Genomic DNA, 16,201 nt, shown 5'->3' on the forward strand with positions numbered 1-16,201 from the left:
TATAAAAATCAAAACACAGATGCACATAGATAAATCTTGTGAATCTGTACACATATTTGGTAACAATTTTCCTTAACTATTAAGGAATTTTAGTGTTCCAAACTAAGTCAAATGTGAGCAAGTTTATCTTGAGACTCACAAATGATTTTCATGCAAACTTATTGAGGATAGTTACATGCTTCTACAAATCAAACAGTCTGGCGAATTAGTAGAAATTGAGGAAATCCAAGAATTAATCGATCCAAATAATGATGTTATTCACGGACGAGAACAACAAGGAGAAGAAGAACAGCCACCTGAATCTTATAAAAAAGAAAATCTCGTTTTTCCTTCTGGTGAAGATTTACCACGCTGTTGGTTAGATGCCGACTATAGAAAAGCCTAAGTTACCTGATTTTAAAATCAGGTAATAAGTAATTGGATAAATTCAATTACCTATCACCACAATATTTGAGTCTACCTCTTTCTCTAATTATGTGCTAGTTGGCGACGCAGCCTTTTGTGCTGTAGTCGCCTCTTTATTTGGCTGCAATTTTGGGAAAAATGTCTGCGAAATCCAGTTAGTCAAAATATGAGACAGTAATCCTAAAGGGCCAGCAAACAAACACAATGCTAGGGAGTGAACTGTCCAAACACCTGTTTTCTGACCTTCCCAATATATCCAACGACCAACAAACAAATCCATCACCAAAAAATGAATCCAACCCGCTGCTGCGACTTTTTCATCGGCAAAAAGTCGTGCAACATCAGCTAACTGAATATTTGAAAAATCTTGAGCATTTTCGGGTGTAATGCTGTTAATAAACAAATATAAATATACTCCAGCTAACAGCACAAAAGGTAAATATGATTCCATTACCCATCGTGTAACTTTCCAGTTGGGCAAAAAAATCATCAGGGCCCAAAAGGGCAAAACAAAAAGATTGGCAACGTCAAAAACTTGAGAGATCATAAAAATGAGGACAAGGAATGAGGGAAATAGGAAATTACTTACTCAACACTCACAGAGCTACTAATTGTGATTCTATTTCGGAAGATTTCAAATCACGACCGATGAAAACTAAACGCGTTTGTCTTGCTTCTTCTGGTAGCCAGGGGCGGTCGTAAAATTTATCAAATCGTGTTCCCACGCCTTGCATCACTAAGCGCATGGATTTATTGGGCACAGCCACAAAGCCTTTAATCCGATAAATTTCTTGTTGGTGCGCCAGTGTTTGTAACTGATTTTGCAGCTTTTCTGGGTCAAAGGCACGGTCTAAAATGAGGTGAGTCGAGATAATCTCTTCGTCGTGGGTGTGGTCTTCTTCAATATCATGATGACTGGGACGAGAATCTAAGTTATCTTCAACTGCGGCTTGGAACCCTAATAATATAGATGGGTCTAGTTGAGAGCAATTGCTCTCTACAATCTTCACAACTCTGGGCAACTCTTGTTTAATCAACTCTTCAACTTGAGCTAATGTCTCGGCATCAACTAAATCGGTTTTATTTAACACCACTAAATCTGCACAAGCAAGCTGGTCTTCAAACAATTCTTGCAAGGGTGTTTCATGTTCTAAACTATCATCTGCTTGCCGTTGGGCTGCTACTGCCTCTGGATCGCTAGCAAATGTCCCCCCTGCCACAGCTGCACAATCTACTACGGTAATCACCGCGTCTACAGTAGCAGCGTTGCGAATTTCCTGCCAGCGAAAAGCTTTCACCAAAGGTTTTGGTAAGGCTAAACCAGAGGTTTCAATCAAAATGCAATCAATGCTATCTCGCCGCTTGATTAACTCTTGCATTGTGGGAAAAAATTCTTCCTGCACAGTGCAACATAAGCAACCGTTTGTTAATTCAAAAATATTACTGCCACCATCAGCGTCTTCGGGGCAAATTTGACAAGATTTCAACAATTCGCCATCAATACCAAGTTCGCCAAATTCATTGACTAAAACAGCAATGCGGCGTCCTTGGTTGTTTTGTAGTAGGTGGCGAATTAGGCTGGTTTTACCACTACCTAAGAAGCCTGTGATTACTGTGACAGGAATTTTTGCAGCCATATTTTTGCCTGAATTTATCAGTATGATAAGTTCTAAAAATTACAAACTTAAATACTGAGAATGAGCTTAGCTTAAAGTTTGACTTAGTTATTCTAAGCTGATTATTCAGCAAGCTTTGCAAATAGATCTATTAAACATCATTGAGGGGCAATCTCCCTATGGTTGCTTTCATCAATGTAAAGCAGTCACAGGGCTATTGCCCCTAAATATTTTGAGCATTTTTAGCGCTCATTCTTTCTCTAAAGACACCTATGAATTATCTTTCGTTAGGCTGTCTGGACTTATGACCCCACACTCCACACTCCGCACCCTGTATTGGGAACTCATTATTCAGCAGTAGCGAGTTCAGTGCTGCCGCGTGCGCGTCGCCGTGTGAGGCTGTTGTACAGCATTAAACCGATCGCTTTGATCAAATTACCTTCTAATTCTTGGAACATCTTCATGTTCATGCCAAAGGCGGCGTTAGCTTCATCAACTATGCGATCGCTTGTAGCATCATCAAGTGGCAATTCATCCAAAGCTTGACGATATTTGGCTTTAAATGCCTTCTCGTCAGAAATCTCATCAAATTCATAGAAGGCAGTACCTTGTCCATCAGACAGATTCATCGCCGTTTGGGCAATGCCTTTGAGAATTTGTCCTCCAGATAAATCGCCTAAGTAACGTGTGTAGGAATGTGCAATTAGCAGTTCCGGTTCTGTTGCAGATATTTCCCGGATGCGCTGTACATAAGCTTCACCTGCGGAAGACAGTTGGATTTGCTCCCGCCAGTTGTTACCAAAGTAAAAACTCAGGTCTTTCTCTAGAGTATGCTTGCGCTCTAGCTGGGGAAAGTTAATTTTAGAAACAATCGGGTGCTGACGGTGCTTTTCCATCTCCTCTTCCATCGCTGAGTAGATGAAGTAGAAGTTAGCAACTAGCTTTCGGTAGGAGTGTTTTTCCACCACTCCTTTTAAAAAGCACTTGACAAAACCCACATTTTCCGCCATCGTGTGGGCTTTTTTAGTACCTACACGTAATTTGGTTGCTAAATTGCTGCTCATGCTAAATTTCTCAACTTTAAAAAGTTAATTGTCGGAGTTTTGATTTTACGAACGGCTAAAAAAGCCATTAAAACGTTACCTTAAAACTTTTTGATGAGAATTTATATTAAAATTTTTTAAGCCAGGATATTTTTGAGTTATTAACACAGCAAAGGCTATAAGACAATATAAGCGCTGTCCAAGAGTTTTAATTTTTTGTTTTTATTAGCTAAATTTCGCTTTCATTCTTAGCTTCGCTGAGAAATACTTGCGATTACTCTAAAAGTAGGATTATCATAGCTTGTTTTGGATCTGTGGCATTGTTCAAGTGTGAACTAATACTTGCATAAAGCTAAGACTGAAGTTGGAATTATATAAAGTAATAATTAGCTAGAATTATGTAAACCTCACTCTTAACGTCAAAATCCATACTCAAATTTATGAAAAATTTACATAAAATAGATATATTTTTACGTGTTTTTGCGGAAAAATAGTTTTATTAGAATAATTTTTTAAAAAAAAATAAGAACAATTATAGATAAGGTATTCTGTCGAAGTGGAATAAAGTTTCAAGTACTATTTTTCAGTGTGATTGTGTGGAGTGTTTAAACTTATGGTTTCATCTATAACTCGGACTCCGGGCATTCCTGGGGGTTCTGCTTCCGAAATTAACGGATTAAGCAAAGGTATTGAGGGCAGTTTTGCACTGAATTTAATCCCACTACCAGCAAGTGCTCTATTTGGTACAGATGGCATTCGCGGACGGGTGGGAGAATTGTTGAATGCGCCTTTAGCATTGCAAGTTGGTTTTTGGGCAGGTATTGTTTTACGTACACATGCTGCTCAAGTAGGGCCAGTTATTCTCGGACAGGACTCTAGAAATTCCAGCGATATGTTGGCAATGGCTTTGAGTGCAGGGTTAACGGCCGCAGGAATAGAGGTTTGGTATTTGGGCTTGTGTCCCACTCCTTGTGTTGCTTATCTAACTAGCATTAGTGATGCCATCGGCGGAGTTATGATTTCTGCCAGCCACAATCCCCCAGAGGACAACGGCATTAAGCTTTTTGGCGCAGATGGTGCGAAGTTACCTCAAGTATTGCAGGCCGAAATCGAGGCGGGGCTACGTGGCAAGATATCATCTATTACTAGTATCAGTAATTGGGGACGGCATCACTCACGCTTCGAGTTAGTGGAGCATTATGGTGAGGCATTGAAAAAACCCTTGCACAGTGCTGTAAATCTTCAGGGGATGAAGATTGTTTTAGATTTGGCGTGGGGAGCAGCAGTCGGGTTAGCACCATCCGTTTTTCAAGAAATGGGGGCAGAAGTGATCTGCTTGCATAATGAAGCAGATGGCGATCGCATCAATGTCAACTGCGGTTCTACTCACCTAGAAATTCTGCAAGCTGTTGTTAAAGAACATAATGCTAACTTGGGTTTTGCCTTTGATGGCGATGCCGATCGCGTCTTAGCTGTAGATAATACAGGACGGCAAGTTAATGGCGATTACATTCTCTATCTCTGGGGACGCCACTTACAACAAAAGCAACAATTGCCAGACAACCTGATTGTATCCACAGTCATGGCCAACTTAGGCTTTGAGAGAGCTTGGCAGCAACAAGGTGGAAACTTAATTCGCACCGCAGTTGGCGACCAATATGTGCAAGCAGAAATGCTGCGAACTGGGGGAATGCTAGGCGGCGAACAATCAGGTCACATTCTTTGCCGTCATTATGGCGTGACTGGCGATGGTCTATTAACAGCATTGCATTTAGCAGCTTTGGTAAAAGAGGCGAGTGTTTCCTTAGCAGAATTAGTAGATCAAAGCTTTCAGACCTATCCGCAACTTTTGCATAACGTGCGAGCAAGCGATCGCGATCGCCGTTTAGGATGGAAAGATTGCCAATCTCTGCAACAAGCGATCGCCCTTGCCGAAACAGCAATGGGTGATTCTGGTAGAATCTTAGTTCGCGCTTCTGGTACAGAACCAGTAATTAGGGTTATGGTGGAAGCCGTCAACGCTGAACTTGCCAACCACTGGACAAGTGAATTAGTCTCAAAAGTCCAGCAATATCTAATGAGCTAAGTTAGCACTATCCTAGCTTTTAACAAGCGCCAATTATTCCCTTACAGCTTTTGCAAACCTAAATCATTCGTGAACAACAAGATTTCCGAATTCTTTGAGAATTCGGGAATCTAAGCCTTTCAATTTTCACAAATTAAATAGGATTGCTACATAATGCTGGTTTTTATTATTCCACTCAAAAGCCCCCAATTTTCTAATTCATGGGAGCGTGTTACACAATTATTTGAAAGATGCATTAAATCAGTTTGCAATCAAACCTCAGCCAACTTTCGCGTTATTGTTGTTTGTCACGAAAAGCCAAAAATAGAATTTAATCATTCTCACATTACATACATTACAGTTGATTTTTCACCTGCAAACGAGACTAACCCTGTAGCTAAAGGAGACACAGATAAAGGACGTAAAATCTTGAAAGGATTGATTTACGCTCGTCAATTTTGTCCTACTCATACTATGGCAGTAGATGCCGACGATTGTGTCAGTAAAAAGTTAGCTAAATTTATTCAACAACATCCTGATTCTGATGGATGGTTTATAAATAAAGGTTATAAATATCAAGAAGGAAGTAAATATATATATATTAAAAGAAACAATTTTTATAAAATGTGCGGCACTTGTAACATTACTCGATATGATTTGAATTATTTACCAGAAGCTCCAGAATATAATCGTGGCTATGGATACTACAGATATTATATAGACCACGGCAAAGTTAGAGATATTCTCAAAAACAAAGCGAAAGCCATTAAATCATTACCATTCCCCGGTGCAGTTTATATTCTGGAAACAGGAGAAAATCTTTTTGATAATTCCAAAAGATTAAGATTCAGCATTTTTAATCGCAAACTATTAAATCAATCAATTAGAGACGAATTCGGACTGTACAAATTACAGCAATTTTCATAAATTTATCAACTATAATATATTATTTTCCAAGGCTAATAGGCTACAGTGCCACTATGCCAAAATTCAAATCAAAATCTCAGTCATCTAAAAATTCAAAAAAGCAGGCTAAAAAGGAAACTCCTACCCTTAGCCTCAAAGAAAGGTTAGCTCAAAAGCGCAAAGCAGCCCAAGCCCGTAAAGAACTCATTAGCTTGCTTACCACCGCCACCTTTGGCGGTGTCTTTGTTGGCATTCTGCTCTTTTTCGTAGGTGGAATTAAAATGGCGGCTCCTGCGGTCTTGGGGATACTTGTCATGTCTTTTTCCTTCAAATACCCCCGCCAAGCGCTATTTGCTTTCATTATTTACGTGCCTATTGGGGGTACTATCACTTACTATTTGGGCAATAGTCCCATACTCCAATTAGCTAAAGATTCCTTTTACGTTCCAGCATTAATTGGTTTTTGGCAAACTTGCCGCAAGCAAGGACTACCTCTAATTATTCCCCAAGGCATTAAAATACCGCTGTATATTGTCTTGGGTTGCAGTCTGTTAACGCTGTTGTTTATCAATGGTGGACAGCAGTTCAACCCGCCTAGTATCGGACTATTAGAAAATGCACCCAAAGAAATACCTATAGGTATGGGAATTTTGGGACTGAAAGTATTTTTAGGCTACGTACCTTTGATTGGTTGTGCTTACTATCTAATTCGCAACAAGCAGGATTTTCTATTTTTATCGCGCTTACAGATTGTTCTAATCATCATCTGCTGTGTACTAGGACTTATTCAGTACTTATTACTACTAACTGGTGTATGCCAAGGCACTAGAGGACTCGAAGGAGACGCCTTATTTAGAGCTACACTCGAAGCCCGGTGTTATTTTGGTGGAGCGCTAGTATATAGTCCCGAAGAAGGGATTATTCGCTTACCAGGAACTTTTGTGGCTCCTTGGCAATGGGCGTGGTTCTTAATTGCTAGTACCTTTTTTACCTTTGCCACAGGCTTCACCGACCCATCGATAATATGGCGGATGCTTGGTTTAGGTTCTTTGGCATTGGTCTTTATTAATGCTGTAGTCTCTGGGCAGAGAATTGCTTTGGCTTTAGTACCAACCTGCTTCGTTATTTTACTATTGCTTACTGGTCAAATTGCTAACCTCAAACGGTTTATCCCCATTGGTATAGGACTTGCGTTGATTCTGGGAATTGCGATGGTAACTAACCCTGCTGTCGTGCAAGAGAGAACCGAGAGTTTTACGAGCCGTTGGGACGCTTCACCACCTCAAGATTTTATCGTCCAGCAATTTGAAGAAAATTGGAAAAATGTAGACGGCCCCTTGGGAAGTGGCTTAGGTCGAGCAACTAACTCTGCCCGTGCAATGGGTTCAACTAAGTTAGTGGAAACCTACTACCCCAAAGTACTTTTTGAAGTGGGAATTGTTGGATTATTAGCGTTTTTGGCTTTGGTGACAACTTTAACAATCATTGCCTTCAAAACGTATCGCTCCATAAAAAACCGTAATTTCCGCAGTTACGGAGCTGCTTTATGGGTGTTTATATTGTTTATTAGCTACAACACCTATTACTACCCTCTGGATGTAGACCCGGTTGCTGTCTATTATTGGTTTTTTGCGGGAGTTCTTTTTAAATTGCCAGTCTTGGAGAAGCAAGAGAAGCAAGATACTGACCCTCAACAAAAAACCAAGCAAAAACGGTTACAAACATAAATTTGAGTGAGATAAAAATGGTAAAAGTTATTATAGGAGGTCAAAAACACCTCAGTATTCCTAATCTACCTCGTAATTCCAGACATACATTAATTCGCCCCAAGCCTTTTCCCGCAGGCAGATATCCAATAGAAAAAATTTGGTATCCTTTAGGCAGTTTTATCGCTTGGCAACCTTTATGGGGAAGATATCAAGCTATTCATTCTTTTAATAGGATTTTATATACGAATAAACCTTGGTTTCTCACATTTGAAGATCATCGGGTTTTATATAGAAATCCTCAAAATCAACAAGAAGCTGTAATTTACGAGTTATTAAATAATCGCTTAGCGCTCGATAATTGCCAGAAAATTATAGCTATCTCAGATTACGCTAAGTTGAGATTAGCCAAGCGGATAGAAGGCTGGAAGATAGAAGAAAAAATTAGCAATAAGTTAGATGTTATTCATCCAAATTTTCCTGTCAGATCTCATTCATTTAAACGTTATCAAGAACAACAAAATCTCCAGTTTGTCTTTATCGGAAACCACTTTGCTAGAAAAGGTGGGATTGTTGCTTTAAGGCTAGCGAAAAAAGCCGAGAAACTAGGTTTACCTATTACCATACATATAATATCTGGACTGGAATATGGTTCAGGAGTACCTACTGATTTCCCTGAGCGCAGCAGATATATAGATGATTTAAAATTACTTAATTTAAATAATATTGTTTTTCACAAAAATATTTCTAACGAAAAAGTTATTGAATTATTATCACAAAGTCATTTTCAACTAATGGCTACATTACATGATACGTACGGCTATAGTATCATCGAAGGATTTTCGGTCGCTACTCCTGCAATTACGACTAATGTCTGCGCTTTGCCAGAGTTTATTCGTCATGGTGAAAATGGATATATTTTAGAATTACCAGTCAATGAAATTAGGCACTGGAGAAATTGGCTGCACGGAGAAAAAACCAAAACTGATGAATATTGGGATATTGTGAATAGCACTTATGATTATTTAGCAGAGCAAGCATTACAACAAATAATCAAATTTCTTGATAGAACAGATAAACCAGAACATTACGAATATTTAAGTGCAGGAGCGTTAGCTCAAGCTCAAAATTTGCATAACTCCGAAAAACAAAATGAGTTATTTGACAATCTATATGCAGCAGCGGCAGGAGTATACTGAAGTTTCCTCAAACTAATTATTACTTGGTTATCATCTAATTATCAAAATCGCAAAACTAATTTAGTATAAAAATTTATGAATGATTGGCCTTTAATTTCAGTGGTTATCCCGACTTACAGTCGAGAGGAACCGCTACGAGATAGTATTGTAGATGTCCTCAAGCAGGACTATCCGAATTTTGAGGTTTTAGTGGTAGACCAAACCCCAAAACACCAACCAGAAATTCAAGCTTATCTAGAGGAACAGGCGGGAGCAGGTAAAATTAAATGGTTGCGTTTAGATTGGGCGAGTTTGCCAGGAGCGCGAAATTATGCTGTGCGGCGGTCATCTGGTGAAATAGTATTGTTTATTGATGATGATGTTCAGTTAACCCCTGGATTTTTAGCAGCCCATGCAAAAAACTATGTACAAAATCCAGAAGTTGGGGCGATCGCAGGGCGAGTATTTGACAGAATGAAATTGGGTGACTCTGGCGGAGAGATGCAGATTGAATATTTGCCTCCCCAGGCAATGGATCCAGGCATTGCTTGGTATCATATTGATTTAGTACATACAACTAAACCCCAGCAGGTGTTGACAGCTAGGGGTTGCAATATGTCTTTTCGCCGCGAAATTTTTACTAAGCACGGACTGAGGTTTGATGAGAGGTTTCGCGGTAGTGCAGTGCGAGAAGAATCAGATTTTTGTTTGCGAGTGCGCCAAACGGGGTATAAAATTTGGTACGACCCAGAGGCCCACTTAGTGCATTTAGGAGAAGAAACGGGAGGTTGCCATGATATTAGTATGCGATCGCTCAAATATCAACTCACCTTCTACCACAACCATTTCTTACTGGGGCTAAAAAATCTCACCGCTACCCAAGCCTTACGCTTATACGCCCGTTTGTTTGACTGTCACGTCTTGGGACGCCCACCCTGTCACAAAAGCGGTTCCCCCATCAAAATTGCAACTCGCGCCGTTTTCTACACTTTAGGTTTTTTCAAAGCCCTGAGTACTGTCATCCAATCAATATGGAATGATGGTCAAATTTACAGTCGATTAGATCAACAAGTTTAGTCATTAGTCATTAGTCATTAGTCATTGGTTAGTAGCAACAAACTAACCAATGACAATTGACAACGAACACATAATAATTACCAAATATCAATGAAAATCTTAATTGCTAGTCATACTTATATTGTAGACCTTAACTGTGAAAAATTACGCGCTTTATCACGACTAAAACCAGGAATTGAAGTCACAGTTGTTGTTCCAAAGCGCTGGAAACCCGGTGGCGTGCAAAACAAAATCATTGAAACTGAATACCGTGATGAAGGTGCATTTAAAATAGTCCCTATTTCTAATTTTAGTCAAAATCATCAGGGACTTCTCACTTTTGGCACTGATTTAATCACATTATTACAGCAGTTTCGTCCCCAAATCATCCAGGTAGAACAAGGTTCTAGAGGACTTGCTTATAGTCAGATGATTGCCTTAAATCAGCTATTAGGACTCAAAGCCAAAAATGTGTTTTTTACCTGGTGGAATCTACCATACGAACTAAAATTACCAGTTGCTTTATTAGAAAAATATAACCTGAATCACAGCCACGGCATCATTTCTGGCAATCAGGACGGAGCAGAAGTTTTACGCCAACGGGGATATCAAGGCCCGATTAAAGTTATGCCACAACTAGGTGTAGACGAAAGTCTGTTTACTCCCCAGATTCAACCAGAATTAGCGTCAAAATTGGATATTAAAACAGGAGATTTTGTAGTTGGATTTGTCGGACGTTTTGTGCAAGAGAAGGGATTATTAACACTTTTGCAAGCATTATTCAGTTTAAAAGATAAACATTGGAAATTACTACTGCTAGGACGAGGAGAATTACAATCTGAATTAATTAAATTAGTAGCAGAGAATAATTTTCAAGAACGTGTGATTTTTGTAGAAAGTGTTGCTCATAACGAAGTTGCTAATTATATCAATTTAATGAGTACTTTAGTGTTACCTTCAGAAACAACTTACAAGTTTAAAACATTAACTGCCGTTGGTTGGAAAGAACAATTTGGTCACGTGTTAATTGAGGCAATGGCTTGCCAAGTACCTGTAATTGGTTCTAATTCTGGTGAAATTCCCCATGTAATTGGCGATGCTGGTTTAGTATTCCCTGAAGGTGATGTTCAAGCTCTTGCTAATTGCTTAGTTCAATTAATGGATAAACCAGATTTTGCCCAAACTCTTAGTGAAATGGGTTATCAAAAAGCAATGGTTAAATATACGAATAAAGCTTTAGCTAAACAACAATTGGAGTTTTATCAAGAATTAGTTAACAGTCCTTAGTCATTAATCATTGGTCATTAGAAAATAACAAATGATAAATGATAAATGACAAAAAATATGAAAATCCTACAAATTGTCCCCTCAATTTCTCTAATTTACGGCGGCCCCAGTCAAATGGTGCTGGGACTAGCGCCAGCATTGGCACAAGAGGGCGTAGAAGTTACAATTCTCACAACTGATAGTAATGGCGATATTGGTCAAAAACCCTTAGATGTTCCTTTAAATCGCCCAATAAAACAAGATGGCTATGAAATAATTTACTTTCGTTGTGCGCCGTTTCGTCGCTACAAATTTTCTCTAGACTTACTACAGTGGCTAAAACGTCATGCTCATGAGTTTGACTTAGCGCATATTCATGCTCTATTCTCTCCCGTAAGTAGTACCGCTGCGATCGCATGTCGTCAGCAAAAGCTACCTTACATTTTGCGTCCTCTGGGCACTCTCGATCCAGCTGATTTACGTAAGAAAAAGCAGTTAAAGCAGCTTTATGCCGCAATTATAGAACGTCAAAATTTAGCTGGTGCAGCAGCAATTCATTTTACCAGCAATCAAGAAGCCAAAATATCAGAACGATTTGGAGTATCTACGCCTGATTTGGTGATTCCCTTGGGAGTTAAAGGAGAGGTAGGGAAGGGGAGGGGAGAGGATATCTTGCGTAAGCAATTTAATATTCCTGCTGAAATCCCGCTGGTGCTGTTTATGTCACGAATTGACCCGAAAAAGGGGTTAAATCTGTTGATTCCGGCGCTAGAAAAGCTGCTAGAAGTTGGATATAAGTTTCACTTTGTCTTAGCTGGGACAAATCCGCAAGATCCAGATTATGAACAAAAGATAATATCTCAGATTCAAAATTCACCATTGCGATCGCACACTACAATTACTGGCTTTGTTACAGGTGAATTAAAAGTTAGTTTACTGCAATCTGCTGATTTATTCGTATTACCTTCGTACTATGAAAATTTTGGGATTGCTGTAGCTGAGGCGATGGTTGCAGGCATACCTGTGATAATTTCTGACCAAGTGCATATTTGTCAACAGGTGCGTGATAGTGAATCTGGTTGGGTGGGTGCAACAGCGGAAAGTCGGAGCGGAGGTTTCCTCCGATCTGAACTTTCAAAGAGAGATGTACAAGCACTGGTAAACTTACTGCAAGAGGCTTTGCAAAATCCCGAAGAAAGCCAACGACGGGGATTAAACGCCCAACAATATGCATTACAGCATTTTAGTTGGCATGCGATCGCTCGGCAAACAATTCAAGCCTACCAGAAAATTCTGACAAACAAATTATTGTAATTGCCCTTTTTGATTTGATCTCATTTTTTGGCGTTGCTCCTTATTGCCTTGTCACAACTGCCTATGAGTGGAAAATGAAAGGACGAGCAAAACTGAGCCGGAATCCATACTTGGGAAACTCGCCCCAGTCCAAATACAAGTTTGCTAACTCACGTGGAGAGTTTGTTGAATTCAGCAATAACAACAATTGCTATTTACTGTTATAAAATGGAGAAAAAGTATAAATAGCATAGTTACTTATGAATGTCTCCCTAACATCAGAGCTTGAGCACTACGTGCAGGAAAAAGTCAAGAGTGGAATGTACTATTCGGCAAGTGAAGTTATCCGCGAAGCACTACGCTTGCTGCAAGAACGAGATCATCTTCAACAAATGCGTTTGCAAGAACTTCAAAAGGAAATCCAAGCAGGACTTGATAGCGGCGAAGCAACCCCATTAAATATGCAGGAAATTAAAGCTCAAGCAAGACAGCGCCGCAAGAAGAAGTAGGGTTGAGTATGACAAATATTTTTAAACGTCCACAGGCTGAATTGGACTTGCTAGAAATTTGGGAGTTTATTGCTGAAAATAACTTAGAGCGAGCCGATGAATTTTTAGATTTTTTGGATGAAAAACTGCAAATTCTGGCTCGTAACCCCGGTATTGGTAGACGACGAGAAGAGTTAGCTCCGGGTTTACGCAGTTTTGTTGTGAAGAATTTTGTAGTTTTTTACCAAGAGATTGAGAGTAGAATTGATGTAATTCGAGTTTTGCATGGTTCGAGAGATATTGAGTCGATTTTTAGAGAATAATTAACCTGGAAATTATTACAAATAAGGTTTTACTCTAGGAGTATCATCATAAGTGCGATCGCTCGGCAAACAATCCAAGCCTACCAGAAAATTCTGGCGAACTTGTAACGATGTATGGAAACCTCTCTAACTCAACGCATACAACAGCAGTTTTTGCCAAATAGGTGCTAAAACTGCTTTGACAACGATATCCGCACTCACAAAACCAATTCCAATCAGCATATAAGACTTAGGAAAAGCAGACTTAGGAACTTTTCCTCTGATGCGAGTTACTAGATTTAATCCTAAAGCAGCTAAAGCAACCCAAGTTGCGATAAACCCAATAATCCGTAGTATAGACCAGGGATACCATCCCAAAATAGCCGCTAGCCAAGGTTTAGCACTGAGTTTCACCAATTCTGCAACATAGAAATTCATATAGTTCAGCATCCAAGTACCGAAAACTAATGCCACGCTACTAAAAGTGACAACGCAGAGAATACAAAAAATCCCGTAGTGTAATAAATGATCTGGTAAAAACAAACGGAGTGACCCTTCCATACCTTCTCCCGTGCGAATCCAGTGCAACATCGACTCAGTGTATGACTGTCCACGGATGATGACTTTGGCTGCGGTATCCGGCGCTATGGTCGTTGCGACAATTACAGCAATACTCTGCAACACACCCCACATTAGCATCCACCAGAACGCACTTTTATACTGTTGACGACGCACTTGTGACAAAAAAATCGGATAAGGGACAGCTGCACCGAAAATCGGCATTAACCAAGGAATTCCGAGAACAAAACTTGCAGCTGTGCTGAGGATGACACCAACAACAAAAAATATTACTATCATCATAAGCAATTCAAACTTGTCAAATATATTTGGTTTCCCTGTTTGTATCAGAGAAAGCCGATAACTTAAAATTTTGTTTCAAACAGCTAAAGCCCGATTGGGGAATCGGGGTTTTGTGTCATGATGGCAAAGTAGAACATACATGCCTTTTTAACTACAGGGAATCTCTCATGGCTCTCCGTCTAGGTGACACAGTACCCAACTTTACGCAAGCCTCTACACACGGCGACATTGATTTTTACGAATGGGCAGGTGACAGCTGGGTTGTGCTGTTCTCTCACCCCGCTGATTTTACACCTGTTTGCACCACAGAATTAGGCACAGTTGCCAAGCTGAAACCAGAATTTGACAAGCGCAACGTCAAAGCGATCGCACTCAGTGTTGATGATGTAGAATCCCACAAAGGATGGGTAGGAGATATCGAAGAAACTCAAAGCACCACTCTCAACTACCCAATTTTGGCAGACGCGGATCGCAAGGTTTCTGACCTTTACGATATGATCCACCCCAATGCTAATGCAGCTGTGACAGTGCGATCGGTTTTCGTTATTGATCCCAATAAGAAACTGCGCCTAAGTTTCACATACCCTCCCAGCACTGGACGCAACTTTGATGAACTTTTGCGGGTGATTGATTCTCTGCAATTGACTGATAATTACAGCGTGGCTACACCAGCTGACTGGAAAGACGGCGAGGATGTCGTAATTGTCCCCTCACTCAAAGATCCAGAAGTCCTCAAACAAAAATTCCCCAAAGGCTACGAGGAAATCAAACCCTATCTGCGGATGACTCCCCAGCCTAACAAGTAAATCTGCAAATGATTTCTTGTATTAGACGCAAAGACGCCATATAACTTGGCGTTTTTGCGTTTTTAAGTATGAAAATGTCAAAGTAGCAATATTCCTTTATCTTGGTTTTAGCACCCTCAAAACCAGATCTAGACTATGAAAAAGCTGATTAATAAGCCAGAAGACTTTGTGCGAGAAAGTCTAGAAGGTATGGCGGCGGCTCATTCTGATTTAATCAAGGTGAACCATGACCCTACCTTTGTCTACCGAGCCACTGCACCTATCCCAGGAAAAGTAGCAATTATTTCTGGTGGTGGTAGCGGTCACGAACCGATGCACGCTGGTTTTGTAGGCAAAGGAATGCTTGATGCTGCTTGTCCTGGGGAAGTTTTCACCTCACCCACACCTGACCAAATGCTGGAAGCAGCCAAGCAGGTAGATGGCGGGGCTGGTATCCTTTATATCGTCAAAAATTATAGCGGCGATGTCATGAATTTTGAAATGGCAACAGAGTTAGCCCGTGCTGAAGGCAACCGAGTTCTCAATATTTTGATTGATGACGATGTGGCAGTGAAGGACAGCCTGTATACACAAGGACGCCGGGGTGTAGGAACAACGATATTGGCAGAAAAAATTTGTGGGGCAGCAGCCGAGCAGGGGTATGATTTGACACAAATAGCAGATTTATGCCGTCGAGTGAATCTGCATGGGCGGAGCATGGGAATTGCTTTGACTTCATGTACAGTGCCCGCTAAAGGTACACCGACATTTGAATTGAGCGATCGCGAAATCGAATTGGGTATCGGTATTCACGGTGAGCCGGGAAGAGAACGCACAGATATAAAACCAGTAGATGAGATTACAGAGATTTTAACGCGCTCAATAATTGAGGATGCAGCCTACAGCCGCACAGTGCGCGAGTGGAATGAAGATAAAGGAGAATGGACAGATGTGCAACTAATTAATCCACCATTGCAAAAAGGCGATCGCCTGTTAGCTTTCGTCAACAGTATGGGTGGGACTCCCCTTTCTGAACTGTATATTGTCTACCGCAAACTAGCCCAAATCTGCGAACAGCAAGGATTGCAAATTGTGCGAAACTTGATTGGGCCTTACATTACATCTCTGGAAATGCAAGGTTGCTCGATTACCCTACTAAAGTTGGATGATGAGATGATCCGGCTGTGGGATGCACCAGTAAAAACGCCGAGTTGGTACTGGGGAGCTTAAC

General features: G+C 40.3%; 16 protein-coding genes. 12 read left to right on the plus strand and 4 right to left on the minus strand.

The window, feature by feature from the left end:
• The first annotated feature begins 175 nt into the window (after positions 1-175).
• A complete protein-coding gene (locus FNW02_RS27315; protein ID WP_191760622.1) occupies positions 176-385 on the plus strand; it encodes an acetyltransferase in 210 nt (69 codons plus the stop codon).
• An 87-nt stretch (positions 386-472) separates the two neighbouring features.
• On the opposite strand, the gene FNW02_RS27320 is transcribed toward FNW02_RS27315, so the two are convergent.
• The 3 genes from FNW02_RS27320 to FNW02_RS27330 all read right to left on the minus strand — a co-directional run bounded on the left by FNW02_RS27320 (position 473) and on the right by FNW02_RS27330 (position 3,085).
• Positions 473-952 carry an ABA4-like family protein gene (locus tag FNW02_RS27320; protein WP_191760623.1) on the minus strand — a complete coding sequence of 160 codons (480 nt, stop codon included), beginning with the start codon at positions 950-952 and terminating at the stop codon, positions 473-475.
• 49 nt (positions 953-1,001) lie between these two features.
• On the minus strand, positions 1,002-2,042 hold the full coding sequence (gene cobW / locus FNW02_RS27325; RefSeq protein WP_191760624.1) for a cobalamin biosynthesis protein CobW: 1,041 nt from the start codon (positions 2,040-2,042) through the stop codon (positions 1,002-1,004).
• Positions 2,043-2,368: 326 nt separating this feature from the next.
• Complete coding sequence (locus FNW02_RS27330) at positions 2,369-3,085, minus strand: biliverdin-producing heme oxygenase (RefSeq protein WP_191760625.1); 717 nt, start codon at positions 3,083-3,085, stop codon at positions 2,369-2,371.
• Between the two features lie 592 nt (positions 3,086-3,677).
• On the opposite strand from FNW02_RS27330, the gene glmM reads away from it, so the two are divergent.
• The 9 genes from glmM (at position 3,678) to FNW02_RS27375 (ending at position 13,345) form a co-directional block, all read left to right on the plus strand.
• A complete protein-coding gene (gene glmM, locus FNW02_RS27335; RefSeq protein WP_191760626.1) occupies positions 3,678-5,150 on the plus strand; it encodes a phosphoglucosamine mutase in 1,473 nt (490 codons plus the stop codon).
• A 153-nt stretch (positions 5,151-5,303) separates the two neighbouring features.
• A complete protein-coding gene (locus tag FNW02_RS27340) occupies positions 5,304-6,056 on the plus strand; it encodes a glycosyltransferase family 2 protein (RefSeq protein ID WP_191760627.1) in 753 nt (250 codons plus the stop codon).
• A 53-nt stretch (positions 6,057-6,109) separates the two neighbouring features.
• A complete protein-coding gene (gene hpsL / locus FNW02_RS27345; RefSeq protein WP_191760628.1) occupies positions 6,110-7,762 on the plus strand; it encodes a hormogonium polysaccharide biosynthesis protein HpsL in 1,653 nt (550 codons plus the stop codon).
• Positions 7,763-7,779: 17 nt separating this feature from the next.
• Complete coding sequence (locus FNW02_RS27350; RefSeq protein ID WP_191760629.1) at positions 7,780-8,940, plus strand: glycosyltransferase family 4 protein; 1,161 nt, start codon at positions 7,780-7,782, stop codon at positions 8,938-8,940.
• A 75-nt stretch (positions 8,941-9,015) separates the two neighbouring features.
• Positions 9,016-9,996: a hormogonium polysaccharide biosynthesis glycosyltransferase HpsN gene (gene hpsN / locus FNW02_RS27355; protein ID WP_191760630.1), complete on the plus strand. Its 981-nt coding sequence runs from the start codon at positions 9,016-9,018 to the stop codon at positions 9,994-9,996.
• 90 nt (positions 9,997-10,086) lie between these two features.
• On the plus strand, positions 10,087-11,262 hold the full coding sequence (hpsO, locus tag FNW02_RS27360; protein WP_191760631.1) for a hormogonium polysaccharide biosynthesis glycosyltransferase HpsO: 1,176 nt from the start codon (positions 10,087-10,089) through the stop codon (positions 11,260-11,262).
• Positions 11,263-11,319: 57 nt separating this feature from the next.
• Positions 11,320-12,555 (plus strand): hormogonium polysaccharide biosynthesis glycosyltransferase HpsP, encoded by a 1,236-nt coding sequence (gene hpsP, locus FNW02_RS27365; protein WP_191760675.1) that lies wholly within the window; start codon positions 11,320-11,322, stop codon positions 12,553-12,555.
• A gap of 239 nt (positions 12,556-12,794) precedes the next feature.
• The gene (locus FNW02_RS27370) at positions 12,795-13,043 is read left to right on the plus strand and encodes a type II toxin-antitoxin system ParD family antitoxin (protein ID WP_191760632.1); all 249 of its coding nucleotides are present in this window, start codon (positions 12,795-12,797) and stop codon (positions 13,041-13,043) included.
• Between the two features lie 8 nt (positions 13,044-13,051).
• A complete protein-coding gene (locus FNW02_RS27375) occupies positions 13,052-13,345 on the plus strand; it encodes a type II toxin-antitoxin system RelE/ParE family toxin (protein WP_191760633.1) in 294 nt (97 codons plus the stop codon).
• 126 nt (positions 13,346-13,471) lie between these two features.
• Here the strand turns inward: FNW02_RS27375 and FNW02_RS27380 are convergent, their stop codons facing one another.
• Positions 13,472-14,185: a hypothetical protein gene (locus FNW02_RS27380; RefSeq protein WP_191760634.1), complete on the minus strand. Its 714-nt coding sequence runs from the start codon at positions 14,183-14,185 to the stop codon at positions 13,472-13,474.
• 167 nt (positions 14,186-14,352) lie between these two features.
• Here FNW02_RS27380 and FNW02_RS27385 point away from each other — a divergent pair, with 167 nt between their 5' ends.
• Both FNW02_RS27385 and dhaK read left to right on the plus strand, forming a co-directional pair.
• Positions 14,353-14,991: a peroxiredoxin gene (locus FNW02_RS27385; protein ID WP_162398153.1), complete on the plus strand. Its 639-nt coding sequence runs from the start codon at positions 14,353-14,355 to the stop codon at positions 14,989-14,991.
• A gap of 135 nt (positions 14,992-15,126) precedes the next feature.
• Positions 15,127-16,200, plus strand: coding sequence for a dihydroxyacetone kinase subunit DhaK (gene dhaK / locus FNW02_RS27390; protein ID WP_191760635.1), 1,074 nt, complete (start codon positions 15,127-15,129; stop codon positions 16,198-16,200).
• Position 16,201: the final 1 nt, after the last annotated feature.

The organism is Komarekiella delphini-convector SJRDD-AB1, assembly GCF_014831675.1.
Lineage (GTDB): Bacteria > Cyanobacteriota > Cyanobacteriia > Cyanobacteriales > Nostocaceae > Komarekiella.

Bases quoted from the DNA above. Each gene is read 5' to 3' on its own strand.
- FNW02_RS27315 (WP_191760622.1), top strand. From the start codon at position 176: ATGCTTCTACAAATCAAACAGTCTGGCGAATTAGTAGAAATTGAGGAA.
- FNW02_RS27320 (WP_191760623.1), bottom strand. From the start codon at position 952: ATGATCTCTCAAGTTTTTGACGTTGCCAATCTTTTTGTTTTGCCCTTT.
- cobW (WP_191760624.1), bottom strand. From the start codon at position 2,042: ATGGCTGCAAAAATTCCTGTCACAGTAATCACAGGCTTCTTAGGTAGT.
- FNW02_RS27330 (WP_191760625.1), bottom strand. From the start codon at position 3,085: ATGAGCAGCAATTTAGCAACCAAATTACGTGTAGGTACTAAAAAAGCC.
- glmM (WP_191760626.1), top strand. From the start codon at position 3,678: ATGGTTTCATCTATAACTCGGACTCCGGGCATTCCTGGGGGTTCTGCT.
- FNW02_RS27340 (WP_191760627.1), top strand. From the start codon at position 5,304: ATGCTGGTTTTTATTATTCCACTCAAAAGCCCCCAATTTTCTAATTCA.
- hpsL (WP_191760628.1), top strand. From the start codon at position 6,110: ATGCCAAAATTCAAATCAAAATCTCAGTCATCTAAAAATTCAAAAAAG.
- FNW02_RS27350 (WP_191760629.1), top strand. From the start codon at position 7,780: ATGGTAAAAGTTATTATAGGAGGTCAAAAACACCTCAGTATTCCTAAT.
- hpsN (WP_191760630.1), top strand. From the start codon at position 9,016: ATGAATGATTGGCCTTTAATTTCAGTGGTTATCCCGACTTACAGTCGA.
- hpsO (WP_191760631.1), top strand. From the start codon at position 10,087: ATGAAAATCTTAATTGCTAGTCATACTTATATTGTAGACCTTAACTGT.
- hpsP (WP_191760675.1), top strand. From the start codon at position 11,320: ATGAAAATCCTACAAATTGTCCCCTCAATTTCTCTAATTTACGGCGGC.
- FNW02_RS27370 (WP_191760632.1), top strand. From the start codon at position 12,795: ATGAATGTCTCCCTAACATCAGAGCTTGAGCACTACGTGCAGGAAAAA.
- FNW02_RS27375 (WP_191760633.1), top strand. From the start codon at position 13,052: ATGACAAATATTTTTAAACGTCCACAGGCTGAATTGGACTTGCTAGAA.
- FNW02_RS27380 (WP_191760634.1), bottom strand. From the start codon at position 14,185: ATGATGATAGTAATATTTTTTGTTGTTGGTGTCATCCTCAGCACAGCT.
- FNW02_RS27385 (WP_162398153.1), top strand. From the start codon at position 14,353: ATGGCTCTCCGTCTAGGTGACACAGTACCCAACTTTACGCAAGCCTCT.
- dhaK (WP_191760635.1), top strand. From the start codon at position 15,127: ATGAAAAAGCTGATTAATAAGCCAGAAGACTTTGTGCGAGAAAGTCTA.